Genomic DNA, 23,895 nt, shown 5'->3' on the forward strand with positions numbered 1-23,895 from the left:
GGGAACGGCCGGCAGACCGGCGGGTCCTCAGCCCGCGCGCACCTTAGTGAACCTTTCGGCCCTGTCAAGATTTGGCCAGCCGACTCTTTTGTCGCTGGTGAAAAGCCTTAAGAGCCCGAAAAACTGGGGATTCTCCGGAAGCGTCTCGCTGGCCGAAAGGCGTAAGCCGGCTAGACCGCATCCCGAAGCTGTTCGGCCGTCTCCAGATTGACGGAGACGAGCTGGCTGACCCCGCGCTCGGCCATGGTAACGCCGAAGAGGCGGTTCATCCGAGCCATGGTCAGCGGGTGGTGGGTGATGATGAGGAAGCGGGTGTCGGTGGTCTCCACCATCTCCTCCATCATGCGGCAAAACCGCTCTACGTTGGCGTCGTCCAGCGGCGCATCCACCTCGTCCAGCACGCAGATGGGGGACGGGTTGGTCAGGAACACCGCGAACACCAGGGCGAGAGCCGTCAACGCCTTCTCGCCGCCCGACAGGAGCGTCAGAACCTGGGGCTTCTTGCCCGGCGGACAGGCCAGGATCTCAAGCCCCGCCTGAAGCGGGTCGTCGGATTCCACCAGCTGAAGTTCCGCAGAGCCGCCCCCGAACAACACGCCGAAGAGCCGCTTGAAGTGGCCGTCCACCGTGTCGAAGGCCTCCAGAAGCCGCTTCCGGCCCTCCCGGTTGAGGTTCGAGATGCCCTGACGGAGGCTCGCGATCGCCTCTTCCACGTCGGCCTTCTCGGTCTCGATCTCCTCGAGCTGAGCGGCGATCTCGGTCTCTTCTTCCTCGGCCCGCAGATTGACCGCGCCGAGACGTTCCCGGTCGCCGCGCAGCTTGTGCAGCTCCGCCTCGACCTGAGAGATGTCCGGCATGGTCGCCTTCGGCTCCAGCCCCGCGATCTTCAAGCAGCCCTCCGGGGCGCAATCGAAGGCTTCGCGGATCTGATGGGCGATATCGCTCCGCTTCCCGCGGGCGGCTTCCAGCCGGGCTTCGCTGCGCGCCTTCGATTCGCGGGCGGCGGAAAGCCGCTCCTGGACCTCGCGCAAAGCCTTGTCGTGCTCGCGCCGCGCCGTGTCGGCTTCCGCGAGGGCGTCGGCCGCGGCGGAGCGCTCCTTCTCGGCCTCGGCGATGGAATCCAGCAAGGTGCGCCGGCGCGCTTCGATCTCCTGCGGGAGATTGGAGATGCCTTCCAGATCGGCCCGGATCTCTTGCTCGCGCGACTGCAACGTCTCGATCTGGGTCCGCGCCTTGGCGATCCGCTTCTGCCAGAGATCGTTCTCCGCGGCGATCGCCTCGATCCGCTCCTGGCGGATGCGAATGCTGCGCGCGTAGCTTTCAAGCTCGGCCTTGGCGTCCGAATGGGCGGAGCGTGCCGTGGAAGCCTCTTGCTGCGCGTCCTGCTGGGCCTGCTCGAGGCTCGCCAGCTTGTCGGAAATATCCGACGTCTCGCTCAGCTCGGAAAGCCGTCCTCTGGCTTCCGCGAGGGACTCCTCGGTGCGGGTCCGCGCTTCCGCCAGCCGGCCGAGCTCACGGCTCCGCTCCTGCATGGCCCGCTCGGTCTGGGCGATCCTATCGCGGGTCGAAGCGAGCTCGTTCTGGGTCTCCTTCACCTTCTGGCGAAGACTTTTCGTGTGCTCGCCGGCCTCCCGGAGCGACGCGGTGCTGCTCTCCAGCGCCTGTTGCGCGTCGGTGAGCGTGGCATCCGCCTTCTCCGCTTCCCCGCGCAGGCTTTCCAGCCGGTTGCGCTCCTGTAGCCGTGCCGCCGCGGCGGTCGCCGCACCCGCCCGGATGCGGTAGCCATCCCAGCGCCACAGATCGCCGTCCTTGGTGACGAGGCGCTGACCCGGCTTCAGCTCGGCCTGCAGCCTGTCTCCCGTCTCCGAGTCCACGACGCCGATCTGGGCCAGACGGCGCGAAAGGAGGTCGGCGCCGGTGACGAATCGGCCGAGCGGCTCGGCGCCGGACGGCAGGGCGGGGTCGGAATCCTGCGCCGAAAGCTTGCGCCAGAAGGCCGGGGCAGTCTCGTCGCTCGCGGCATCGAGATCGTCGCCGAGCGCCGTGCCCAACGCCTGCTCATAGCCCTCCGCCACAGAGACGTTGGAGATCAGAGGCTCGAATTCTTCGTCCTGAGCGGGCTTCAGGAGCTTGGTAAGGGTGGCGAGTTCGGTTTCCAGCTCCTGGCGGCGGAGCCGCGCCGCCGCGGCGTCGGACCGGCGGTCGCTCTCCTTGGAGCGCGCCACCTCTTCCGTCTCCTCGGCTTTGGAGAGTTCCTCCTCGAGCCGCTCCACGGCCTCCCGCAAATCCTTGGCGGTCGCCTCCAGGGTCTGGAGGTCGTTGTTCTCCCCCGCCTTCGCCTCTTCGGCGGCAAGGGTTTGGCCGATCTCGCTGGCCTGAGCCTCGAGCCGGGAGATACGCCCCTCCAGCTCGGCCTTCTCGCTTTCGAGACGGCGCTGCTCGGCGCGCGCCTGGGCGAATTGCTCCGTGGCCTCGCTCAGCGCGGCTTCGGCCTTGGACAGAGCGCCCGCGGCTTCCGCTGCGGCGGCTTCGAGCTTCGGCGCCTCGGTCTCGTCGGCGCTCGCCTCCTGCAGCTTGCGCTCTTCTTCGGCCAAGCCGCGCAGCATCTCCTCTGCTTCGGAGATCTGCTCCTGCTCGCGGGCAAGGTCGCTCGTCATCTGAGCCAGGCGGGTCTCAAGCTCGGCCTGACGGGATTGCGCCCGCTGCTCCTCCCGGTCGAGCGCCTCCCGCTCCACCGAAAGCCGGTGCAGGGCCGCGGCCTTGTTGGCTTCCTCGTCCCGCAGAGGCTGCAGCTTCTCCGCCGCCAGATGCTGATCGCGCAGGGCATCGGTTTCGATGCGGGTCTCTTCGCCAACGGTCGTCAGCGCCTTCTGGAGATCTTCTTCTTCCTTCTCGACGGCCGTGCACGCATTGGCCCACATCAGGTGATGATGCAGCGCCTCGCGCTCCCGGAGCTGGTCGGAAACCTCCCGGTACCGTTTCGCCTGGCGGGCTTGGCGCTTCAGCGCATTGAGCTGGGTCGTGAGCTGGCCGATCAGGTCGCCGAGCCGTTCCAGATTGGCTTCCGTGGCCTTAAGCCGGAGTTCGGCCTCGTGGCGGCGGCTATGCAGCCCGGCGATGCCGGCGGCGTCCTCCAGGACGCGCCGCCGCTCCTGGGGTTGCGCGCTAACGATCTCGCCGACCCGTCCCTGACCCACCAGGCTGGCGAGCGGGCGCCGGTCGAGGCGTCTTCGAACAGCAGCCGCACGTCGCGGGCCCGCACGTCCCGGCCGTTGACCCGGTAGGCCGACCCGGCGTCGCGCTCGATACGGCGCGTCACTTCCAGATCGTCCGCATCGTTGAACTCGGCGGGCGCCGTGCGGTTCGAATTGTCGATGAAAAGGGTGACTTCGGCGGAATTGCGCTGCGGGCGGCTCTGGGAGCCGGCGAAGATCACATCCTCCATGGCCGAGCCGCGCATGCTCTTGTAGGAGGTCTCGCCCATGGCCCAGCGGAGGGCCTCCAGCAGGTTGGACTTGCCGCACCCATTCGGACCCACCACGCCCGTCAGCCCGCGCTCGATCACGAGTTCGGTGGGCTCGACGAAGGATTTGAATCCCAGAAGGCGGAGGCGGTTGATCTTCAAGCTGCTCGACCCTTCAGCTGCTATGCAAACCAGCGCTTAGGCCATCCCTGCCGCGCAGCGTCAAGCCGCGCCGCCCGTTTGTCCCCGCGATTCGATCATCCGTTTGATCTCTTCATAGGTGACAGTACCCTGGGCCTTCTGGCCGTTGACGAAGAAGGTCGGCGTGCCTTTTACCCCCAGGCGCCGTCCCCGCTGCTTCTGCTCGTCTAACGCGTCAATGATGGATTGATTCGCAAGGCAGTTGTCAAACTGAGCGCGCGTCATACCAATGCGCTTCGCCACCCCATAGATGGCGTCGAGCCGCACCTCCTGGCTGACCCATTCCCGCTGATTGTCGAGAAACAGCCCGTAGAGCTGGAAATACTTATCCGCAGGTGCGCAGCGATTGATAATCGCGGCGTTGCCCGCCGAGCGGCCGATGGGAAACTCCCGCACCACGTAGCGGACCTTCCCCGTATCGATGTAGTTGCGTTTCAGCTTGGGAAAGACGTTCTCGTGGAACGCCCGGCAATGGGGACAGGTGAGGGAGGCGTACTCGACCACAGTCACCGGCGCGTTCGCCCGACCCAAAGACCGGTCGCCGAGAGGGCCGGGCTTCGTCACGTCGTCAGCGGCCTCGCTCACCTGGGCGCCCTCCGGGCCTGCGCCGCCGCATCCGGCGAGCGTCAAGCCCAAGGTGACATTCAGGACGAGCAGGCAGGCGATCCGCCTCAGATGATCCGGGACGCCGGCAGCCATTGCATGGTTAGTCCGCAGGCGCGGGCTCCGTCTTGTCGCCGGCCCCGGCATGGTCTTCTTCCAGGATGGCGTCGAAATCCTCAAGCTCGTGGTCGCGTCCGAGCTTCTTGCCGTCGATGAAGAAGCTGGGCGTGGAGTTCACGCCGAACTCGGAGGAGGCCCGCGCGCGCATCTTGACGATGTTCTGGTAGAGCTCCTCGTCGGCCATGCACTCGTCGAAGCTCTCCTTGGAGAAGCCTGCCTGGCGCGCAATGCCGAGCAGCTTGTCCATGGCTTCGGACTCGTCCGGGAGCGCCCAGCTCTGCTGGCTCTCGAACAGGGCCGAGGTCAGCGCCATGCGCTTCTCAGGTCCGGCGCAGCGCGCCAGCATGGATGCCCGGGCGGCCAGGATATCGAGCGGGAACTCGCGGAAGATGAACTTCGCCTTGCCCGTGTCGATGTATTTCTCTTTCACCTTCGGGAAGGTCTCGGTGTGGAAATGCGCGCAATGGGGACAGGTCATCGAGGCGTATTCGATAATGGTCACGGGCGCATCCGGATCGCCGATCACCACATCCTCCAGCGGCCCGGCTTCCATCAGCTCCGACATCGGGACGTCCGCGTCTGCCCGGCTCGCGGCCTGGGTCTGGGTCTGATCGCCCATGCCGACGAAGTAGACGCCGGCTGCGATCACGACCGCCACGACCGCAACCGCAGCCGCGATCACTAGGCCTTTGCTTCGGGTGCTGTGGGAATTGGGTGTTTCCGCCACGTCCTTACTCCGCAGTTCGAGCTGTTATTAGGCCTTTTGGTTAAGGCAAGAGCGCGGCGAAAGCCAGCCCTCAAACCTTACGATTTTGTGAGCGTTTGGCCGCCGTGCCGAGCCGCACCAGCGCATCGCGCAAGAGCTCGTATTCGATCTCGGCATCCTCCGGCAACACGGTCGGATCCGGCGGCAGCGGGTCGTGCCGCTGCGGGCGCGTAAGCTTGCCCACCGGGGCCTGCTTGATCCGCATCTCCACCACGGCGCGGTAGCCGAAGAAGCTGTTCACCCGCTCCATGATCTGCCGCGCCTTGTACTGCACTTCGATCGAGCGCGGCCCGTCTACCCGCAGCACCAGCGTTGCGCCTTCCGGGCGCTTGCGGGCCGGCTGCTCTTCGTCCTCGGCGGTTTCGCGAGGCTGGCGCGGCCAGATCAGCCGGTCGGGGGCGGTATATTTCGCCGTGCCCGCGCCCACGATGCTGGCCCATTGCTCCAGCAGCGCCATGGTGGTGAAGCCGCGGGCGCGCGCCGCCGGTTCGAGAGCGCGTGCGGCGAGGCCTCCCAATGGCTTCAGCCCTTGGGCGCGCCGCTTCGGATCGGCCGCATAGCGACCGCCCGATGAAGCGGCTGACGATCGTTCTGCTGTTTCGCCGGCCATGTTCGGATCCAGAATGGCTCGCATCGGTTTCGCCGCATCTGGGGATCGTCCGACGCGGCGCCTTGCCTTCACTGGCGGTGACACTACACCATCGAGCCCGAGATGACGAAGGCGCCGCGAGCGCCGAAGGAGTTTTCCCATTGGCCGCAATTCAGGATGTGGAGGCGGCGGCCTCCGCCGGGCCCGCCATCGCCGAAAAGCTGCTTGCCTGGTACGGCCGGGAGGGGCGGTCGCTGCCCTGGCGCATTCCGCCCGGTGCTGACGAGACGCCCGATCCCTATAAGGTCTGGCTCAGCGAGGTCATGCTCCAACAGACGACCGTGAAGGCCGTGCTGCCCCGCTATGGCCGGTTCCTGCGCCGTTGGCCGCGGGTGGAGGATCTGGCGGCCGCGCCATTGGGTGATGTCCTCGCCGAATGGGCCGGCCTCGGCTATTACGCCCGCGCCCGCAATCTGCACGCCTGTGCCGTCGCCGTCGCCGAGGAGCATGGCGGACGCTTTCCGGCCACCGAGGCGGGGCTGAAGCAACTACCTGGCATCGGCGACTATACCGCCGCCGCCATCGCCGCGATCGCATTCAACGAACCGGCCGCGCCGGTCGACGGCAACATCGAGAGGGTGATGACGCGGCTCTTCGCGCTTAAGACGCCGTTGCCGGAAGCGAAGCCCGAAATCAAAGCGCTGGCCGCGAGCCTGACGCCGAAGGATCGCCCCGGCGATTTCGCCCAATGTCTGATGGATCTCGGCGCTCAGATCTGCACGCCCAAACGTCCGGCCTGCGGGCTGTGCCCGATCCGCGCCGATTGCGCCGGCTATGCGGAGGGTCTGGCGGAGGTGTTGCCTTACAAGGCTGCGAAGGCGGAGCGCCCGACGCGCCTCGGCACCGCCTTCGTGAGCGTTCGCCAAGACGGTGCGGTACTGCTGCGCGAGCGCCCGCCGAAGGGATTGCTGGGCGGCATGCTGGAGGTGCCCTCGACGCCGTGGGAGGGGCAGCAGGCGTCGGCGCCCCTGGATTTCGCGCCGCTGGAGGCGGACTGGCGGAAGAAGGTCGGGCTCGTGGAGCACACCTTCACCCATTTTCATTTGAAGCTTGAAATTTATGCCGCCGAGGTGGCCGAGGGGGCCGCCCTGTCGGTGGCGGCGGATCCCGGCCGCTGCCGTTGGGTGGCGCGGCGCGACCTTGCGGATGCCGCCTTGCCGAGCCTCATGCGGAAAGTCCTCCGGCATGGGCTCGGCGAATAGAGCTGCGGGAATCTCTTACTCCGCCGCAACGACCGGCTTCGGCTTGGCCGTCACGCTGTCTGGCAGGCGGTAGGGGCGCGACGACTTGACGGGCGCCTCCGCCGCCTTGCGCGCGGCGGACGGCTCCGGCAGAGCCGCCACAGGCGGAATCCAGAACTTCTTCTCGATGTCCTTGGTCCGGCGGGATCGGAACAACTTCATGAGGTTGCCTCCAACTGGCGCCGCGCGACATCGCGCAGGCTATCGATCGGGGTAAGCGTCCCTTCCTTTTCGACGTGCCAGAAGGTCCAGCCATTGCAGGCCGATGACCCCTGGACCTGGGCGCCCATCTTATGAATGGAGCCCTGCGCGCCCTTCACGGCGATGCTGCCGTCGGCGCGTACGCGGGCCTCGTGGCGGGCCCGGTGGTCGTAGAGAACCGTGCCGGGCGAGATCAGCCCGAGCTCGACCAGTGAGCCGAACGGGATGCGCTGCTCCTGGCGCTTGCCCTGCATGACCTTCATGGCGTCGTCGCCCAGAGGCTCGATCTCCGCCAGACGCTTGCGGGCGATGCGCGCATAATCGGGATCGCGCTCGATGCCGATATAGTGGCGCCCCAGCTTCTTGGCGGCCGCAGCCGTGGTGCCGCTGCCGGAGAACGGGTCGAGCACGACATCGCCTTCGTTGGAGGAGGCGAGGATAACCCGGCCCATCAGGGCCTCGGGCTTCTGGGTTGGGTGGGCCTTCTTGCCGGTCTCCATCTTCAGCCGTTCGGGACCGGAGCAGATCGGCATCAGCCAATCGGAACGCATCTGGAGATCGTCGTTCAGCGCCTTCATCGCTTCGTAATTGAAGCGGTAGCGGCTCTTCTGGCTCTTCGCGGCCCAGATGAGCGTCTCGTGGGCGTTGGTGAAGCGGCGCCCCCGGAAGTTCGGCATGGGATTGGTCTTGCGCCAGATCACGTCGTTGAGGATCCAGAAGCCCATATCCTGCAGCTGGGTGCCGAGGCGGAAGATGTTGTGATAGCTGCCGATCACCCAAAGGGATCCGTCATCCTTCAGAACCCGCCGGCACTGGGCCAGCCAGTCATTGGTGAACTGGTCGTAGTTCTCGAAGCTGGAGAACTTGTCCCAGTCGTCATCGACGCCGTCGACCTTTGAATTGTTCGGACGGAGCAGATCCTTCTGGAGCTGCAGATTGTAGGGCGGGTCGGCGAAGACCAGATCGACGGAGCGATCTGGAAGCTCTGCCAGCTCTGCCACGCAATCGCCGAGAATGATGCTATCGACCGGGAGCGTCGCCCCCGCCTCTTCCTTAAGCATTGACCGCCTCCGAAGACGCTGAAACCAAACAGTCGGAGCCGCCCCGGCAAATCAGCCGGCGCGAAAGGTCAAACTTGAGGAAAGTTGGTAAAGACGCTGTTAACCGAGCTGCAGCTCGAGTTCCTCGACGAGACCGAGGGCCTTCCCGATGGGGCTGAAGGAGCGTCGGTGATGCAGGCAGACGCCGTGCTTCTGGATGGCTTCCGCGTGCTCACGGGTGCCGTAGCCCTTGTTCCGCTCCCAGCCGTATTTCCGGTAGCGCTTGGCGAGCTTCACCATCATGCGGTCGCGGGTGACCTTGGCGACGATCGAGGCTGCCGCGATGGACACCGAGAGGCCGTCGCCGCCGACCACGGGCCGGGCAGGGCAGGGGAAACGCTTCGGCTTGATGTTGCCGTCGATGAGTGCCGCGACCGCGGGTGCCTCCATCTCGCGGAAGGCGCGGCGCATGGCCCACAGGCTGGCCTGCAGGATATTGTCCCGGTCGATCCGTTTCACATGGCCGATGGCGATGCCGACGATGGCGCTCGCCATGATCTCCTCGAACCGGTCCTCGCGCTCTTTTTCGGTGAGCTTCTTCGAATCGTTCAGCCCCTCCGGGATGCGGTCCGGATTCAGGATGACCGATGCGGCCACCACGGGCCCCGCCCAGGGGCCGCGGCCCGCCTCGTCGAGGCCGGCGACCGGCCCCTTATGCTGGTCCATGAGATCGGCTTCCAGCACGTAGCTGGGTTTGTCGGGAAGAAAGGCCGATTCGAAGAGCGCATCCATGAAGGCGACTTTTGCGCCCCATCGGCTCTCATGCAATCCCCCTCCGGGCAGGGGCGGATGCGGAATGTGGAAAAGCGTCGGCCCTAACGCGTCCGGGCGCGCCCGGTCAGAACAGACGCATCTGCTGTCCCGGCAGCACGGGCGCTTCGAAGAGATCGGTCCGCAAACGGGTCTTGTCCTTGTTCAGGCCGAGCCTCTGCACGGCCATCTCGAAGCGCCGGCCGATCATCCAGGCATAAGGGCCGTCGCCCACCATGCGCTCGCCCCACTTGGCATCGTAGAGCTTGCCGCCCCTCGATTGACGCATCAGCGACAGTACCTTGGCCGCCCGATCGGGGCAGTTCGCCTCAAGCCATTCGGTGAACAGATCGGCGATCTCCAACGGCAGACGAAGCAGCACATAGCCAGCCTCCTTCGCTCCGGCGACCGAAGCCCGTTCCAGAATCCGCTCCATCTCCATATCCGTCAGGCCCGGCATGATGGGTGCCACCATGACCGATGTCGGGATCCCGGCCTCGGTCAGCGCGGCTACGGTCTCCAGCCGCTTTTCCGGCGCCGCGGCCCGCGGCTCCATGGCCCGCGACAGCTTCCGGTCAAGCGTGGTGACCGACAGCGCCACCTTGGCCAGACCGCGCTTCGCCATGGACGAAAGGATGTCGATATCCCGCAGGACCAGGGACGACTTGGTGACGATCGCAACCGGATGGTTGGCCTCGTCCAGCACCTGAAGGATATCCCGCATCAGACCGTATTGCCTGTCGATGGGCTGGTAGGGATCGGTGTTCGTGCCGATGGCGATGGTGGCCGGCTTGTATTTCGGATGCGCCAGCTCGCGTTTCAGCTGCTCGGCAGCGTTGACCTTGGCGAAAAGGCGCGTCTCGAAATCAAGCCCCGGCGACAGCCCCATGAAGGCGTGGGTCGGCCGCGCGAAGCAATAGACGCAACCATGCTCGCAGCCGCGATAGGGATTGATGGACCTGTCGAAGCCGATATCCGGGGATTCGTTCCGGGTAATGATTGCCTTCGCCCGGATCTCCTGCACCTGGGTGGAGAGCGCATCGAGATCCCCCACGGAACCCCAGCCGTCGTCCACCGGCTGGTAGGCGATCGGCTCGAACCGCCCCGACCGGTTGGTCAGCGCACCGCGGCCGCGCCGCCGCTCCGCAGGAACGCCGCCCGCTTCCAGGGGGAAGCTCTCGTGCTTTTCTGGCTTTCTAAGGTCCACGCTCATGGCTCCTATATAGGTCTTGCCATAGAACAAAGCAAGAACATTGATACATCGATCACAAGAGCCAGCGACGCGGAACCCGATTGCCGCTCGCAGACTAAACGCTATAGTCCCGCCATGATTTCCATAGTTATCCCCAGTTTTAATGCGGGAACGACATTGGTCCCGACTCTGAACGCCCTGATCCCGGGTGCTGTCGACGGGTTGGTGCGCGAGGCCATCCTGGCCGATGGCGGTTCGACCGACGGCACCCTCGACATTGCCGAGGCCGCGGGCATGGAGATCGTCCGGGCCGAACGGGGCAGGGGAACCCAGCTGCGGGCGGGCGCCGCCCGGGCCAAGGGGGACTGGCTGCTTTTCATCCACGCCGATACGGAGCTCGATCAGACCTGGCTGGACCATGCCGCCCATTTCATGGCCCGCGTGGATCGCGGGGAACGGGCGCCCGCCGCCGCCACCTTCCGCTTCGCCTTGGACGACGACGGCGTCATGCCATGGTTTTTGGAGCGTCTCGTGGCGCTGCGCTTCATGGTGTTCCGGCTGCCCTATGGGGATCAGGGGCTTCTGATCCCCCGCCGCCTTTATAACGAGCTGGGAGGCTTCGACCCCGTGCCCCTGATGGAAGACGTGGCCTTCGTCAGGAAATTAAAGCGGAACCAGCTGGTGATGCTCCGCGCGGAGGCTGTGACCAGCGCCGAACGCTATCGCAGCGAAGGCTACCTCCTGAGAGGTCTCCGCAACCTGTTCTGCATGCTGCTCTACACCTTCCGGGTACCGCCCCGGGTCCTGGCCCGGCTTTACGGTCAGGCACCGGGCGGCGCGTGAAGCCGGTCCTCATCGTCATGGCGAAGACACCCGGTCTCGGCCGGGCCAAGCGACGTCTCGCCGCCGAGATCGGTGATGCCGCGGCGGCCCGCTTCTATCGGAGCTGTCTGGAAAGGATCTTGCGGCGCCTGGGCGGCGATCCGCGCTGGCGTCTGAAGATCGCCGTGACCCCGGATGGGGCCTGCCGCGAACCTTATTGGCGGCGCATCGGCATCGGACATCGCGCTTCGATCCTGCGCCAGGGGCAGGGCGGGCTGGGAGAACGCATGCATCGCCTGTTATGCGGAGAACGCGCCCCCACGCTCCTCATCGGCAGCGACATTCCCTGTATCGAACGCCACGACATTGCTCGGGCCTTCATGAAGCTCCGGCGATACGACGCCGTGTTCGGGCCGGCGGAAGATGGCGGATTCTGGCTTGTGGGGATCAGGCAGCCGAAACGCATCCGGCCGTTCGAGAATGTACGCTGGTCCACCCGCTATGCGCTGACCGACACGTTGGAGAATTTTCGGAGGAGGGAGGTCGCTTTCGCCCCTCTGCTCGCCGATGTCGATACCAGAGCCGACTACAGGCGCTTCAGGCGGGGAGCGGAGCGGCTGGTGCCGCCCCGCGCCTGAGGTCCGCCGCTACTGGGCCGTGGCCGGATCGATCATCGTCTTCACTTCGGTGATCTTGTTGGCCGGAAAGCCGGAAAGCTCCGCATGCTTGCGGATCGCATCCTCGTCCTTGGCCAGATAGACGCAGAACGTCTTGTCGTCGGCCACGTAACTCTCCACCCATTGGATGTCCGAAGCGCCGATCTTGCACAGCGCGTCGTTGGACGTGTTCGCGGCACCCGAAAGCTCGCCTTCGTTCATCTTGCCGACGCCGGGAATATCGCGCTCGATGATGTACTTCTTCAAAGCCATTGGAGTTCCTCCTTACTGGTTACGTTCGAATTTCCGGGCCGTTTCCCGACCTTCTGGTTGGTAGGCAACTGGGGCAAAAAGATTATGCCTCGATCGTCCGGACGACGGAGGCGATGGCCGGCTTGATCGCGCCGGGATCCTTCATCGCCCAGGCCACCAGGCTGGCGCCTTCCAAGGTGCTCAGGATGAGCGTCGCAGTGTGCTTCGGTTTGAGATCGGATCTCAGCTCGCCCGCCTTCTTGCCCTCGCGGATGACCCCCTGGAGCCATTCCAGGTGCAGTTCGAAGAATCCTCTCACCCGCACCTGAAGAGATTCGGGCAAAACGTACGCCTCCGCCGACAGAGCGCCGCATAGCGGCATCATCCCGTCCTTCATGCTGGAGACGAAGAATGCGGCGTATCGGTTCAGGCGATCGATGGCCGATTTCTCGTTCGCAAGGATGGCGTCCAGCGCCGCGCGGAAATCGTCCAGATAGCTGTCGATGAGCGCAGCGCCCAGAGCTTCCTTGGTGGGAAAATGATGATGGATGGACGCTTTTCGGATGCCGACCTTCTCGGCGAGATCGGCATAGCTGAAGGCAGCATAGCCGCGCGTGCGCAGCAGCGTCTCCGTCTCCTTCAGCAGTAGCTCTCGCGTGTCGGTCGCCATTCAGGATCTCCTGCCACGGTTGGGGGGCAGTCTCCGTGTGTTGCAGTAATCTACCTACCAGATGGTAGGCTAGGCTCAACCTTCAAGGTTCGGCAAGGGAGTCTGTTGCGACGTGGCCTCATGACGGCGAGAACAGGTGCTCCGAAAATAAGGCGGAGTTCGCGTGGGACGTCCCGCGGAATGGCGCTGACTGCGGGCTTTTCCGAAGCGCAGTTCTAGAATTTCCAGCTCGCGCGCCCCTTGATCCCATGCTCTTCGGCGCCGGAGGCGATTTGCCCGTCATAGGCGATGGAGAGGGTCGCGGCCGGCGAGACGGCGAAGTCGAGCCCCGCCTCGATCAGGGCAGAGTCCCGGGCGATCGGCGTCCCCGTGACGTCGAATCCGATATCCGTGGAGGCGAAAGCCAGCGCCTGCACCGTGTCGATGGGCTCGAACGCGTGCAGCCAGGCCACCGACGCCCGCGGGCTGACGTTGACTCCGCGCACTTGCATGGAGGTAGCCGCACGGAGGCCCAGGCTCGAATAGCCGACCTCTTCCGTCTTACCCGATGAGGAGAGACCCGCGACCGCGCCGCTTTCGGTGAAACCGTCCGTCCTCTGATGCACATAGGCAAGTCCCGAGAAGGCTTCGGCGCCGATGTCGCGCTGGACCATGAGCGGATAGGCGAGCTCGCCGAAGACCTGGCCCTGATCGCCGCCGTATGACGCCTTCTCGAATTCGTAGAAGCCCGGGAAGACCACGTAGCGGCTGGTCTCGAGGTCCTGCCAGGACCACACGCCGCCGCCGCGGAGATTGAATCGGTTCACGCGGCCCGAGCCGTAGAGCGCCAGATGGTACGCATCGACTTTGCCGGAGGACAGCCGCGCATCCTCGTCGAGGCCGGACGTGCTGTAGCCCGCGGCGAGACCCGCTCGCCAGCCGGGTAGCACCTCCGCATCGACGCCTGAGAGGAAGCCGCCATACGTTGCATCGAGGGAGGCGGCATTGCCGTTGCCGTCGAAATTCCCCCACGACCCGAAACCCTGGGTCCAGAAGGTCGGCGCATGCTTTGAGGGCAGCGGCTTCATGTCGGAGCCCAGATCTTTCGACCCATAGCCCAGCGCCATCATGCCTCGATGGATGTCGGCGCTCGCCATCTGCACCGATTGCGGTCCGCCGGCACCCAGTCCGCTACCGCCGTAGCTCGCCTGCACGAGCCGGCCGATCACCACATCGCGGAGATGGCGGCTCTGATTGATCAGCGCCCCGTTCACGCTCGCATGCAGCTCCCCCGAAAGCGCGTCGAAGGCCTGCCGCGCGCCGGGAGCCGTTTGGTTGAGGATATCCAGGAAGAGCGGGTTGCTGGTGGGGAAGCGGTCTAGTGCATGGGCGACCGCGCATTGGTTCGATGAAGTCGCCACCGAGCAGAAGCTGACGAAGCCGCCGCCGCCTCCACCGCCGCCCCCGCCATGTGTCGTCCTGTTCAGTACCAGATAGACGCTGTCGGCATCGTATTCGAGGGTCGGCGTCAGAAAGGCGAAGTTGGTGCGCGCGGAGCTGAACGTGCCGACGCGTCCGCCGAGCGCCCGCAGGATCAGATAGCGCGTGTTGGGCAGGTAGGTGCCGACCTGGGCCAACACATCGACGAGACCGCCATTGAGAACGGCCGAACCGGCGGTGTTGATCAGGTCGGAGACGCCGGCCGCATTGATGTCCAGCGCATAGATCGATCCGGCATCGAAGGTGACATTGCCCGAGATGCCGATCGTGCCGATGCTGCCGACGCCCGGCGCCACACTGGCACCGCTACGGACGGTGAGCGCACCCACCGTGCCCGTGCCGGCCAGCGAACCGCCATTCAGAGTGACGTTTCCGCCCGCCGTCCCCCGCACGATCAGCTCTCCGGCATTGACCGTGATATCGCTGGCGACCGAGCCCGTCCCCATGATCTCCAAGGTGCCCGCATCCAGCGTTGCGCCGCCGGAGAAGCTGTTGGTGCCAGAAAGCCGGACCAGGCCACTTCCCGTCTTGAGGAGGGAGCCCGTGCCGGAGATGTCGCCGGAATAGGTGCCGTCGAACGCTTGGTCGAAGACAAGCGCGGCATTGTCGACGATGTCGCCGGTGAGGCTATCGGTATCGCCCCGTAGAGTACCGGCCGAGATCGTGGTTCCGCCGGTGTAGCTGCTGCTGCCGGAAAGACTGAGTGTCCCGGCGCCGCTTTTGGTGAGGGAGCCGGTGCCGGAGATGTCGCCTGAGAACGTGCCGTTGGCGGTCTGGTCGAAGACGAGCGCGGCATTGTCGACGATGTCGCCCGTGAGGCTGCCGGTGTCGCCTTGCAGCGTACCCGCCGAGATGGTCGTTCCGCCCGAGTAGCTGTTGCTCCCCGAGAGCGTCAGCGTTCCGGCATTCGTCTTCGTCAGAGACCCCGTTCCAGAGATATCGCCAGAGAACGTGCCGTTCACCGCCTGGTCGAAGACAAGCGCCGCATCGTCCGTGATGTCTCCGGTCAGGCTTGTCGTATCACCCTGCAAGGTGCCGGCCGAGATCAGCGTGCCTCCGGTATAGCTGTTCGTACCCGTGAGGATCAGCCGCCCAGCGCCAGTCTTCGTGAGGCCCGCCGTGCCTGAGACGTCGCCGGCCAGAGTGGCGTCATTGCCGGATGTGACTTGGATTGCACCGTCGGCATCGAGCGCCACGTCGCGGCTGCTCGTGAGGGTCGACGTGATTTCCAGCGTGCCACCCGAACCTCCGAAAGTCAGTCCGCCAGCCCCATCACCGAGATTGGCGTCCGCAGAGATGCTCAGCCTGCCTTGATCGATTTCCGTTCCGCCGCTGTAGGTATTTGTGCCGGAGAGGATCAGGGTGCCTGCACCGGTTTTCGCAAGTGAACCGGTCCCTGCGATGTCGTCTGAGAAGGTGCCGTTCGCAGCTTGGTCGAAGATCAGAGCCGCGTTATCGACGATGTCGCCGGTGAGGCTTGTCGTGTCGCCTTGCAGTGTCCCGGCCGAGATCGTCGTGCCGCCGGAATAGCTGTTGGTGCCGGAGAGGATGAGAGTCCCGGAGTTCGTCTTGGTTAGAGAACCCGTTCCGGAAATATCGCCTGAGAACGTCCCGTTGCTGCCTTGATCGAAGACCAGGGCCGCGTTGTCGACGATATCGCCCACGATGCTCGTCGTATCGCCTTGCAGGGTTCCGGCGGAAATTGTCGTGCCGCCCGAGTAGCTGTTCGTGCCGGATAGGATGAGGGTGCCGGAGTTCGTCTTGGTCAGAGAACCAGTTCCGGAAATGTCGCCTGAGAACGTCCCGTTGGCGCCTTGATCGAAGACCAATGCAGCGTTGTCGACGATGTCGCCGACGAGGCTCGCGGTATCGCCTTGCAGCGTCCCGGCCGAGATGGTCGTGCCGCCGGTGTAGCTGTTCGCGCCGCTGAGAATGAGCGTCCCGGCGCCCGTCTTGGTCAACGATCCGGTTCCCGAGATATCGCTCGAGAATGTGCCGTTCGCGGTTTGGTCGAAGACCAGAGCCGCGTTGTCGACGATGTCGCCGATGAGGCTGGTCGTGTCGCCTTGCAGCGTCCCGGCCGAGATGGTCGTTCCACCGGTATAGCTGTTGGTGCCTGAGAGGATGAGCGTCCCGGAGTTCGTCTTGGTTAGAGAACCAGATCCGGAAATGTCACCGGAGAAGGTCCCGTTTGAGCCTTGGTCGAACACGAGGGCAGCGTTGTCGACGATATCGCCCACGAGGCTCGTCGTATCGCCTTGCAGGGTTCCGGCGGAAATTGTCGTGCCGCCCGAATAGCTGTTCGTGCCGGATAGGATGAGGGTGCCGGCGCCGGTTTTTGTAACCGAACCAGTCCCTGAAATATCGCCGGAGAACGTGCCGTTCGCCGCCTGATCAAAAACCAAAGCGGCGTTGTCGACGATGTCGCCGGTGAGGCTCGTCGTATCGCCCTGAAGCGTGCCGGCTGAAATCGTGGTCCCGCCGGTGTAGCTATTGGTTCCGGTGAGGATCAGGGTTCCTGAGTTTGTTTTTGTCAGACTGCCGGCCCCTGAAACGTCACCGGCGAACGTGCCATTGCTCCCTTGATCAAAAACGAGCGCGGCGTTGTCGATGATGTCGCCGACCAGGCTGGTCGTATCGCCTTGCAGCGTCCCCGCCGAGATCGTCGTGCCGCCGGTGTAGCTGTTCGAGCCGGATAGGATGAGCGTCCCTGCGCCGGATTTGGTGAGGGAACCAGTGCCGGAGATATCGCCAGCGAAAGTCCCGTTCGCCACCTGGTCGAAGACCAGCACGGCATTGTCCGTGATGTCGCCGGTGAGGCTATCGGTGTCGCCCTGCAGCGTGCCCGCCGAGATCGTCGTCCCTCCCGTATATGTGTTGGTGCCAGAGAGGATGAGCGTTCCGACGCCAGATTTGGTCAGGGAACCGCTGCCCGAAATATCGCCGGAGAACGTGCCGTTCGCCGCCTGATCGAAAACCAAAGCGGCATTGTCGACGATGTCTCCAACGAGGCTGCCGGTATCGCCCTGAAGCGTGCCCGCGGAGATGGTCGTGCCGCCCGTGTAGCTGTTGCTGCCCGTCAGGATCAGCGTGCCGGTGTTTATCTTCGTTAGCGACCCGGTGCCTGAGATATCGCCGGCAAATGTGCCGTTGGTCGCCTGATCGAAGGTGAGCGCGGCATTGTTCACCACATCGCCGACGATGCTGTCGCTGTCGATCTGCAGCGTCCCCGCTGAGATCGTCGTGCCGCCCGTATAGGTGTTCTCGCCGGTGAGGATCAGCGTGCCCGCGCCGGTCTTGGTCACGGTGCCGGTCCCCGAGATCACACTGGAATAGGTGCCGTCCGCTGTCTGGTCGAAGACAAGCTCTGCGTCGTTGACGATGTCGTCCACCAGCGTGGTGGTGTCGCCCTCCAGGATGCCGCCGGCGATGGTGGTCAGCCCGGTGAGCAGCGAGCTGCCGGTGAGGTTCAGGGTGCCGGTCCCTGTCTTGGTGAAATTGCCGTCGCCCTGGATGGTGCCACTGAAGGTCCCGGACGAGCTCATATCCGCCGTCAGGGTCTGGCCGGAAGCGACATTGATCGTGCCGCTGCCGGAAAGCGTGCCGATCGTTTCCGTCTGGTTCACCGTCAGCGTCGCGTTGACGACGATGGCGGTGCCGGGGAGGGCGTTGCCGCCGGTGACCACCAGTTCGCCGCCGTTGATCGTGGTCGTGCCCGTATAGGTATTGGTTCCGGTCAGCGTGACCGTTCCGAGATTCGTCAGGCTGAGCAGAAGGCTGGCGCCCGCGCGTCGAGGTTCACCCCAATATTCTGGTCGGCCGTGCCGCCGACCGTGAGCCCGCCGGAATTGGAGAAGCTCACCGTGCCGTTCTGGAACGTGAAGGTGTTGAGACCGATGATCGTCCAGCTGTCCGGAGAGACGGTCGCGCCGCCGAGATCGACCGTTCCGGATCCCACCAAGCTGTTGTTGAAAAGCGCCGCCTCACCGGAGGAGTTCGGGACCAGGGTCGGCACCCAGTTCAGGCTGTTGTTGTAGCTTGCGCTGATCGTGCCGGACCAGACCGACTGCGCGTTCGCGGGTGTCCCGCAGAGGAGGAGGGCAAGCCCGCCCAACGCCGTCGACGCTATCGATCGATAAACAATTCCCGTGGCTGGCATCCTGACACCTCTGTTGGGCGCGCTACGCCAGCCGTTCGGCCGATTGGGACAGGTTGCACAGACTTCATTCGCGCACACGTGGAACGTGCGGCAGATATGGTTAACGAAACGTTAAGGAGCCCATTCTGAAGGGGCCTTAAATGCAGGAAATAAAAAGAATATTCGGATCGGTGAGGCCCCAGGAAGGGCGCACCCCTCATGAGGGGTGCGCTACCGAAGGGTGCAAATCAAGCTTCCGGTTTCCCTTCTTTCAACCGCGGCATGATCTCGATGAAGCTGCAGGGCCGGTGCCGGTTGTCGAACTGGAACTTCAGCACCTTCGTCCAGGCGTCCTCGCAGGCTCCGGGCGAACCAGGTACGGAAAAGATGTAGGTCCCGTTGGCGAGGCCGCCGCAGGCGCGCGATTGCAGGGTCGAGGTGCCGACCGTCTCGAAGCTCACCATGTGGAAGATCACCGAGAATCCCTCGATCTCCTTGTCGTAGAGCGGGCGCACCGCCTCGGGCGTCACGTCGCGCCCCGTGAAGCCCGTTCCGCCCGTGGTGATCACCACATCGATCTCAGGATCGTCGATCCAGGCCTGCACCTGGGAGCGGATGGACTCGACGTCGTCCGTTGCCGTCTCACGCGCCGCTACCACATGGCCCGCCTCGGTGATCATCTCGGCGAGCAGGGGACCGGATTTGTCGGTCTTCTTGGTGCGCGTGTCCGAGATAGTCAGCACGGCGATGCGGATCGGGATGAAGGGGCGGGTCTCGTCGAAACGGGGCATATTCCTGGTTCTCTCCATTCAATTGAGTCATGCCCGGCACAAGGCGGGTAATGACTCTCAACTTTGATCGCTGTCCAGCCGCTGCTTCACCATCAGCAGGTCCTGCCAGGCCTTCCGTTTCGCGGCGGAATTCCGGAGCAGAAACGCAGGGTGCAGGGTCGCCATCACGGGAATCGGCGTGTCTGTCTTGTCGTAGCTCTTCCACTTGCCGCGCAAGCGCATAATTCCCTGCGTGGTCTGCAGCATGGTCGAGGCGGCGGCGCCCCCCAGCAGCATGATCGTCTTCGGCTTCAACAGCGCAATCTGCTGCTCCAGGAAGGGCAGGCACGCGGCGATCTCCTGGGGCGTCGGCGTGCGGTTTCCCGGCGGGCGCCAGTAGACGGTATTTGTGATGTAGACCGAGTCTTCGGCGCGTCCGATGGCGGCCAGCATCTTGTCGAGCAGCTGTCCGGCGCGTCCCACGAAAGGCTTGCCCTGCAGATCTTCGTCGCGGCCGGGCGCTTCCCCGATCAACATCAGATCGGCGGTCTCGCTGCCCCGGGAGAAACACAGGCTCTTCGCGGTGCGCTTGAGGGGACAGCCGTCGAACTGCTCGACGAGGGCCCGGAGCTCGGCGAGGCTCGCTGTCTTCGCGATCTCGCCGGCCGAAGGCATGTCGGCTGTCTCCTGCCGCCGCGGCTGAACCGGCCGGGGTGTGACGGTCTTTGGCGCGGGCCGGGGTTCGCGGGTTGTCGCGAAATCCGAATACCGGTCGGGAAGGGGCGGGCGCTCACGGCCACCAGCCCGTTCGGCAACCGGTGCTTGCTGTGGCGCAGGGGCCGCCCGAGGCTTTGCGCTCACCGAAAACGCATCGAGCGGCGCTTCGCCGATCGCCTCGTCGGCGCCCATCGCGGCGTACCAGTCGAGCAGCGCTGCGACCTCGCCCTCTATCGTGCGGTCCTTCGTCATCCGGTCCATAGTTTACGCTCTAGCACAGGCCGAGGCAGCGCGACACTTGACCAAATCCCCGCGAAATACGAGGCTAACCACTATATTTGGGAGCCCTGAGAGGAACTTCCCCTACACCTCTCCGTTCCTTTTCACGACCGGCCCGCTGCGCAACGCCAAGAAGCGCTGGGCCGGTTTGTCCGTTTAGAGATGAGTTGGCTGGGAGCCTGAATTTTGAGCGAAGAAGTTGAACGCGAAGCCGAAGAGGCTGAACGCGAGACAATGGAGTTCGATGTTGTGATCGTCGGCGCCGGCCCCGCGGGTCTGGCCGCGGCGATCCGTCTGAAACAGCTGGCGGCGGAAAAGGACCAGGACCTGAACGTAGTCGTCTTGGAGAAGGGCGCCGAAGTCGGGGCGCATATCCTCTCCGGCCTCGTGATGGATCCCATCGGCCTCGACAAGCTGATTCCCGATTGGCGCGATCAGGATTGCCCGCTCACCACGAAGGTGAGCGACGACAAGTTCTATTATCTGTCGTCGGAGAGCGGCAGCTTCGGTATCCCCACCCTCCTGAACCCGCCGCTGATGAACAACCATCACTGCTATACCGGGAGTCTCGGCGCGCTCTGCAAATGGCTGGGCGAGCAGGCCGAGGCGCTTGGTGTTGAGGTGTATCCCGGCATCGCCGTGACGGGCGCCATCTATGGCGACGACGGCGAGGTGAAGGGCGTCATCACCGGAGACATGGGCATCGGCCGCGACGGTGAGAAGAAGGATAGCTACACTCCGGGCATCGCGCTCACCGGCAAGTACACGCTCCTGGCCGAGGGCGCACGCGGCTCGCTCAGCAAAGAGGTCATCAGCCGCTTCGAACTGAACCACGAAAGCGGTCCGCAGAAATACGGCATCGGCCTGAAGGAGCTTTGGGAAATTCCCGCAGAGAAGCACAAGCCGGGCCTGGTGCAGCACACCATGGGGTGGCCCCTCGACGACCACACTGGCGGCGGCACGTTCCTCTACCATTTCGGGGACAATCTGGTGTCCGTCGGCTTCGTCATGCATCTCACTACGCCAACCCCTATTTGCATCCCTTCAAGGAATTCCAGCGGGCCAAGACACATCCCGCCATCAAAAAGCATCTGGAGGGGGGCAAGCGCATCTCCTACGGCGCCCGCGCGCTGACTGAGGGCGGCCTGCAGGCGATCCCGAAATTGACCTTTCCCGGCGGCGCGCTGCTCGGCTGCGCGGCCGGCTTCATGAACGTGCCCCGCATCAAGGGCAGCCATAACGCCATGCTGTCCGGCATGGCGGCGGCGGAAGCCGTCTTCGACGCCATCGGCGAGGAGCGCAGCCACGACGAGTTGACCGCCTACGAGGAAAAGGTCCGTACCGGCGACATCGCCAAGGATCTGACGCCTGTCCGCAACGTGAAGCCGCTCTGGTCGCGCTACGGCACCAAACTCGGCATCATGCTGGGCGGGCTCGATATGTGGGCCAATACCCTCATGCCGTTCCTCAAGCACACCCTGAAGCATCTGAAGCCCGACTTCGCCACTTTGAAGCATGCGGACAAGGCGAAGCCGATCGAATACCCGAAGCCCGACAACGAGCTGACCTTCGATATTCTGTCCTCGGTCTTCCTGTCAGGCACGAATCACGCCGAGGACCAGCCCGTGCATCTGAAGCTGGGCGACCCCGCGATTCCGATCCAGGACAATCTGCCGGAATATGCCGAGCCGGCGCAGCGCTACTGTCCGGCCCAGGTCTACGAAGTGATCGAGGAAGGCGGCGAGAAGCGCTTCCAGATCAATGCCCAGAACTGCGTCCACTGTAAGACCTGCGATATCAAGGACCCGGCGCAGAATATCAATTGGGTACCGCCGGAAGGTGGTGACGGCCCGACCTACGCCAATATGTAGGCGCGACGGCAAGGCCTTCTTCGTTAAGCGCTTTTAAGTTTTCAGGCGGCGGCAAAACCCTTAAACCCGAAGCCGGGGCTAATTGCGTTCAATCACAGCCGGAGACGCCGCATGCCGAAGCCGAGCACCGAGACCAAGCGCCACGCGATGTTAGAGCTGGCCGAGCGGCCCATTCTGCGTTGGTCCCTGCTGTCCCTGCTCATCGTGTTTCTCGCGGCGCCCGCCGCCTATTCGGAGGTCGGCGCCGAGAACGGCGAGACGGCCGCGAAGGGCACGCTGCTCGGCAACTATCTCTCGGGGCGGGTCGCCCGCAACGAGCACGATATCGACACGGCCGCGGAGTATTACGCCAAGGCGCTCGATGAGGACCCGGACAACGTGGTTCTGCTTGAGCAGGCCTTTCTGCTGGAAGTCGCTAATGGCGACTGGAACCGTGCCGTCACTCTCGGCAACCGGCTGATCGACACCGATCCCACTCATCGCATCGCGCGCTTCCTGCTTGGCCTGAACGCCGCCAAGGAAGGCAATTACGATGAGGCCGAGAAGGACTTCGCCTCAGCCCGGCAAGGCCCCATCGCCGATCTCGCCTCGACGCTTTCCCGGGCATGGGTCGAGCAGGCACGCGGCAACACCGACAAGGCCCTCTCCACTCTCGACGGTCTGAGCAGCGCGAGCTGGGCGCAGTTCTATCAGCGCTATCACCGCGCCTTGATCGCCGATGTCGCGGGCCGGCCAAAGGTGGCCGAGCGCGCCTATGCGGAGGCCTTCGCGTCGAGCCCCGGCACGATCCGAGTGGCCGAGGCCTACGCCCGGCATCTTGCGAAGAACGGCAAGCGCGACAAGGCGATCACGATTCTCAAGACGAATATGGAAGCCGCCGCCAAGCACCCGATCACCGAAGGTCTGCTGGAGCGGATCGAGGCGGGCGAGACGCCGCCGCTCGTCGCCGAGAACACCAATGAGGGCTTGGCCGAGGTCTATTACGGCATCGGCGATGCGCTGGCCGGCGAAGGAGGCCTCGATCTCGGCCTCGTCTTCCTCCAGTTCGGCATCTACATGAAGCCAGATCTCGACCTAGCCTATGTCGCTCTGGCGGAAGCCTACGACAATGCCGAGAAATACGATCTTGAGCTTCGCGCCTTCGATCAGGTGAGCAAGGATTCGCCTCTGTGGCTCAACGTTCAGATCCAGAAGGCCTTCGCCCTGAACGGTCTCGAGCGCGTCGATGAGGCGCAAGCGACCCTCGAGAATCTCATCAAGGCATATCCGGACGATATCCGGCCACTGGACGCCCTCGGCAATATCCTCCGCTCCCATGAGCGCTACAAGGAAGCGCTGCCCTACTACGACAAGGCCATCGCTTTGATCGACGAGCCTCAGGAGCAGCACTGGTCGATCTTCTATTCCCGCGGCGTCTGCCATGAGCGGCTGAAGGAATGGCCCAAGGCGGAGAAGGATTTGAAGCAGGCGCTCGATCTCAAGCCCGAGGAGTCCCTGGTCCTCAATTATCTCGGCTACACCTGGGTCGATCAGAAAACCAATCTGAAGACCGCCATGGATTACATCCGTAAGGCCGTGAAACTTAAGCCCGACGACGGCTATTACGTCGATAGCCTGGGCTGGGCCTATTACCGCCTCGGCAATCTCGACGCGGCGGTGAAGCAGCTTGAGCGTGCTGTCGAGCTGGAGCCCAACGATCCGATCATCAACGATCATCTGGGTGACGTTTACTGGCGGGTGGGCCGCAAGCTCGAGGCAAAATATCAGTGGCAGCAGGCCCTGGAGCTGAAGCCCGAAGAAGCGGACGCCAAGAAGATCCGGCAGAAGCTGGCGGACGGCCTGGAAGACCAGCCGAAAACCAAGGCTGCCGAGCGGGCCAAGCCGGACGACGCTCCGACCGCGCAATAGCAGGCGGCCCGGAACGGCCGCTTCGTCCTCAAGTTTGCCGACAAGGT

17 protein-coding genes and 3 pseudogenes are annotated in these 23,895 nt (G+C 64.4%); 5 read left to right on the forward strand and 15 right to left on the reverse strand.

Annotated features, from left to right (window positions below; genetic code table 11):
• Positions 1–170: 170 nt before the first annotated feature.
• The 4 genes and pseudogenes from smc to A7A08_RS15605 all read right to left on the reverse strand — a co-directional run bounded on the left by smc (position 171) and on the right by A7A08_RS15605 (position 5,787).
• A pseudogene (gene smc, locus A7A08_RS09495) lies at positions 171–3,625 on the reverse strand (chromosome segregation protein SMC).
• A 60-nt stretch (positions 3,626–3,685) separates the two neighbouring features.
• The gene (locus A7A08_RS09500; protein ID WP_083226632.1) at positions 3,686–4,363 is read right to left on the reverse strand and encodes a DsbA family protein; all 678 of its coding nucleotides are present in this window, start codon (positions 4,361–4,363) and stop codon (positions 3,686–3,688) included.
• A 7-nt stretch (positions 4,364–4,370) separates the two neighbouring features.
• Positions 4,371–5,069: a DsbA family protein gene (locus A7A08_RS09505; protein WP_169822980.1), complete on the reverse strand. Its 699-nt coding sequence runs from the start codon at positions 5,067–5,069 to the stop codon at positions 4,371–4,373.
• A 115-nt stretch (positions 5,070–5,184) separates the two neighbouring features.
• Positions 5,185–5,787, reverse strand: a complete 603-nt coding sequence (locus tag A7A08_RS15605; protein WP_245290862.1) for a DUF721 domain-containing protein — start codon at positions 5,785–5,787, stop codon at positions 5,185–5,187.
• Positions 5,788–5,903: 116 nt separating this feature from the next.
• Between A7A08_RS15605 and mutY the strand changes: the two genes are divergently transcribed.
• On the forward strand, positions 5,904–7,004 hold the full coding sequence (gene mutY, locus A7A08_RS09515) for an A/G-specific adenine glycosylase (protein WP_245290863.1): 1,101 nt from the start codon (positions 5,904–5,906) through the stop codon (positions 7,002–7,004).
• Positions 7,005–7,019: 15 nt separating this feature from the next.
• On the opposite strand, the gene A7A08_RS09520 is transcribed toward mutY, so the two are convergent.
• The 4 genes from A7A08_RS09520 to A7A08_RS09535 form a co-directional block, all read right to left on the reverse strand.
• A complete protein-coding gene (locus A7A08_RS09520; protein WP_069095244.1) occupies positions 7,020–7,205 on the reverse strand; it encodes a hypothetical protein in 186 nt (61 codons plus the stop codon).
• Complete coding sequence (locus A7A08_RS09525) at positions 7,202–8,305, reverse strand: site-specific DNA-methyltransferase (RefSeq protein WP_069095245.1); 1,104 nt, start codon at positions 8,303–8,305, stop codon at positions 7,202–7,204. Before A7A08_RS09525 ends, A7A08_RS09520 begins: the two co-directional genes overlap by 4 nt.
• A gap of 99 nt (positions 8,306–8,404) precedes the next feature.
• Positions 8,405–9,112: a ribonuclease HII gene (locus A7A08_RS09530; RefSeq protein WP_245290864.1), complete on the reverse strand. Its 708-nt coding sequence runs from the start codon at positions 9,110–9,112 to the stop codon at positions 8,405–8,407.
• Between the two features lie 70 nt (positions 9,113–9,182).
• On the reverse strand, positions 9,183–10,307 hold the full coding sequence (locus A7A08_RS09535) for a PA0069 family radical SAM protein (protein WP_069095330.1): 1,125 nt from the start codon (positions 10,305–10,307) through the stop codon (positions 9,183–9,185).
• Between the two features lie 114 nt (positions 10,308–10,421).
• Here A7A08_RS09535 and A7A08_RS09540 point away from each other — a divergent pair, with 114 nt between their 5' ends.
• Positions 10,422–11,129: a TIGR04283 family arsenosugar biosynthesis glycosyltransferase gene (locus tag A7A08_RS09540; protein WP_069095246.1), complete on the forward strand. Its 708-nt coding sequence runs from the start codon at positions 10,422–10,424 to the stop codon at positions 11,127–11,129.
• Complete coding sequence (locus A7A08_RS09545; protein ID WP_245290865.1) at positions 11,126–11,746, forward strand: TIGR04282 family arsenosugar biosynthesis glycosyltransferase; 621 nt, start codon at positions 11,126–11,128, stop codon at positions 11,744–11,746. Before A7A08_RS09540 ends, A7A08_RS09545 begins: the two co-directional genes overlap by 4 nt.
• Before the next feature lie 9 nt (positions 11,747–11,755).
• Here A7A08_RS09545 and A7A08_RS09550 read toward each other — a convergent pair whose 3' ends face one another.
• From A7A08_RS09550 to A7A08_RS09575, 7 genes and pseudogenes are all read right to left on the reverse strand, one after another.
• Positions 11,756–12,037 (reverse strand): DUF4242 domain-containing protein, encoded by a 282-nt coding sequence (locus A7A08_RS09550; protein ID WP_245290866.1) that lies wholly within the window; start codon positions 12,035–12,037, stop codon positions 11,756–11,758.
• A gap of 82 nt (positions 12,038–12,119) precedes the next feature.
• Positions 12,120–12,686, reverse strand: coding sequence for a TetR/AcrR family transcriptional regulator (locus A7A08_RS09555; protein WP_069095247.1), 567 nt, complete (start codon positions 12,684–12,686; stop codon positions 12,120–12,122).
• A 215-nt stretch (positions 12,687–12,901) separates the two neighbouring features.
• Positions 12,902–17,851, reverse strand: a complete 4,950-nt coding sequence (locus A7A08_RS09560) for an autotransporter-associated beta strand repeat-containing protein (protein WP_069095248.1) — start codon at positions 17,849–17,851, stop codon at positions 12,902–12,904.
• Positions 17,852–17,938: pseudogene (locus A7A08_RS17615) on the reverse strand (autotransporter-associated beta strand repeat-containing protein); the annotation flags it as partial.
• Positions 17,926–18,279 carry a hypothetical protein gene (locus A7A08_RS16840; RefSeq protein ID WP_069095249.1) on the reverse strand — a complete coding sequence of 118 codons (354 nt, stop codon included), beginning with the start codon at positions 18,277–18,279 and terminating at the stop codon, positions 17,926–17,928. The pseudogene A7A08_RS17615 and the gene A7A08_RS16840, both read right to left, overlap by 13 nt.
• Before the next feature lie 272 nt (positions 18,280–18,551).
• Entirely contained in the window at positions 18,552–19,094 is a 543-nt protein-coding gene (gene moaB, locus A7A08_RS09570; protein WP_069095250.1) for a molybdenum cofactor biosynthesis protein B, read from the reverse strand.
• Positions 19,095–19,151: 57 nt separating this feature from the next.
• Positions 19,152–20,051 carry a uracil-DNA glycosylase gene (locus A7A08_RS09575; protein ID WP_245290867.1) on the reverse strand — a complete coding sequence of 300 codons (900 nt, stop codon included), beginning with the start codon at positions 20,049–20,051 and terminating at the stop codon, positions 19,152–19,154.
• Between the two features lie 252 nt (positions 20,052–20,303).
• Between A7A08_RS09575 and A7A08_RS09580 the strand changes: the two are divergent.
• A pseudogene (locus A7A08_RS09580) lies at positions 20,304–21,940 on the forward strand (electron transfer flavoprotein-ubiquinone oxidoreductase).
• A 111-nt stretch (positions 21,941–22,051) separates the two neighbouring features.
• Positions 22,052–23,848, forward strand: a complete 1,797-nt coding sequence (locus A7A08_RS09585) for a tetratricopeptide repeat protein (RefSeq protein ID WP_083226634.1) — start codon at positions 22,052–22,054, stop codon at positions 23,846–23,848.
• The last annotated feature ends 47 nt before the right edge of the window (positions 23,849–23,895 follow it).

This window comes from Methyloligella halotolerans, from assembly GCF_001708935.1.
Classification (GTDB): domain Bacteria; phylum Pseudomonadota; class Alphaproteobacteria; order Rhizobiales; family Methyloligellaceae; genus Methyloligella; species Methyloligella halotolerans.

Bases quoted from the DNA above. Each gene is read 5' to 3' on its own strand.
- A7A08_RS09520 (WP_069095244.1), bottom strand. From the start codon at position 7,205: ATGAAGTTGTTCCGATCCCGCCGGACCAAGGACATCGAGAAGAAGTTC.
- A7A08_RS15605 (WP_245290862.1), bottom strand. From the start codon at position 5,787: ATGCGAGCCATTCTGGATCCGAACATGGCCGGCGAAACAGCAGAACGA.
- A7A08_RS09550 (WP_245290866.1), bottom strand. From the start codon at position 12,037: ATGGCTTTGAAGAAGTACATCATCGAGCGCGATATTCCCGGCGTCGGC.
- A7A08_RS09555 (WP_069095247.1), bottom strand. From the start codon at position 12,686: ATGGCGACCGACACGCGAGAGCTACTGCTGAAGGAGACGGAGACGCTG.
- A7A08_RS09525 (WP_069095245.1), bottom strand. From the start codon at position 8,305: ATGCTTAAGGAAGAGGCGGGGGCGACGCTCCCGGTCGATAGCATCATT.
- A7A08_RS09540 (WP_069095246.1), top strand. From the start codon at position 10,422: ATGATTTCCATAGTTATCCCCAGTTTTAATGCGGGAACGACATTGGTC.
- moaB (WP_069095250.1), bottom strand. From the start codon at position 19,094: ATGCCCCGTTTCGACGAGACCCGCCCCTTCATCCCGATCCGCATCGCC.
- A7A08_RS09575 (WP_245290867.1), bottom strand. From the start codon at position 20,051: ATGGACCGGATGACGAAGGACCGCACGATAGAGGGCGAGGTCGCAGCG.
- A7A08_RS09500 (WP_083226632.1), bottom strand. From the start codon at position 4,363: ATGGCTGCCGGCGTCCCGGATCATCTGAGGCGGATCGCCTGCCTGCTC.
- A7A08_RS09585 (WP_083226634.1), top strand. From the start codon at position 22,052: ATGCCGAAGCCGAGCACCGAGACCAAGCGCCACGCGATGTTAGAGCTG.
- A7A08_RS09535 (WP_069095330.1), bottom strand. From the start codon at position 10,307: ATGAGCGTGGACCTTAGAAAGCCAGAAAAGCACGAGAGCTTCCCCCTG.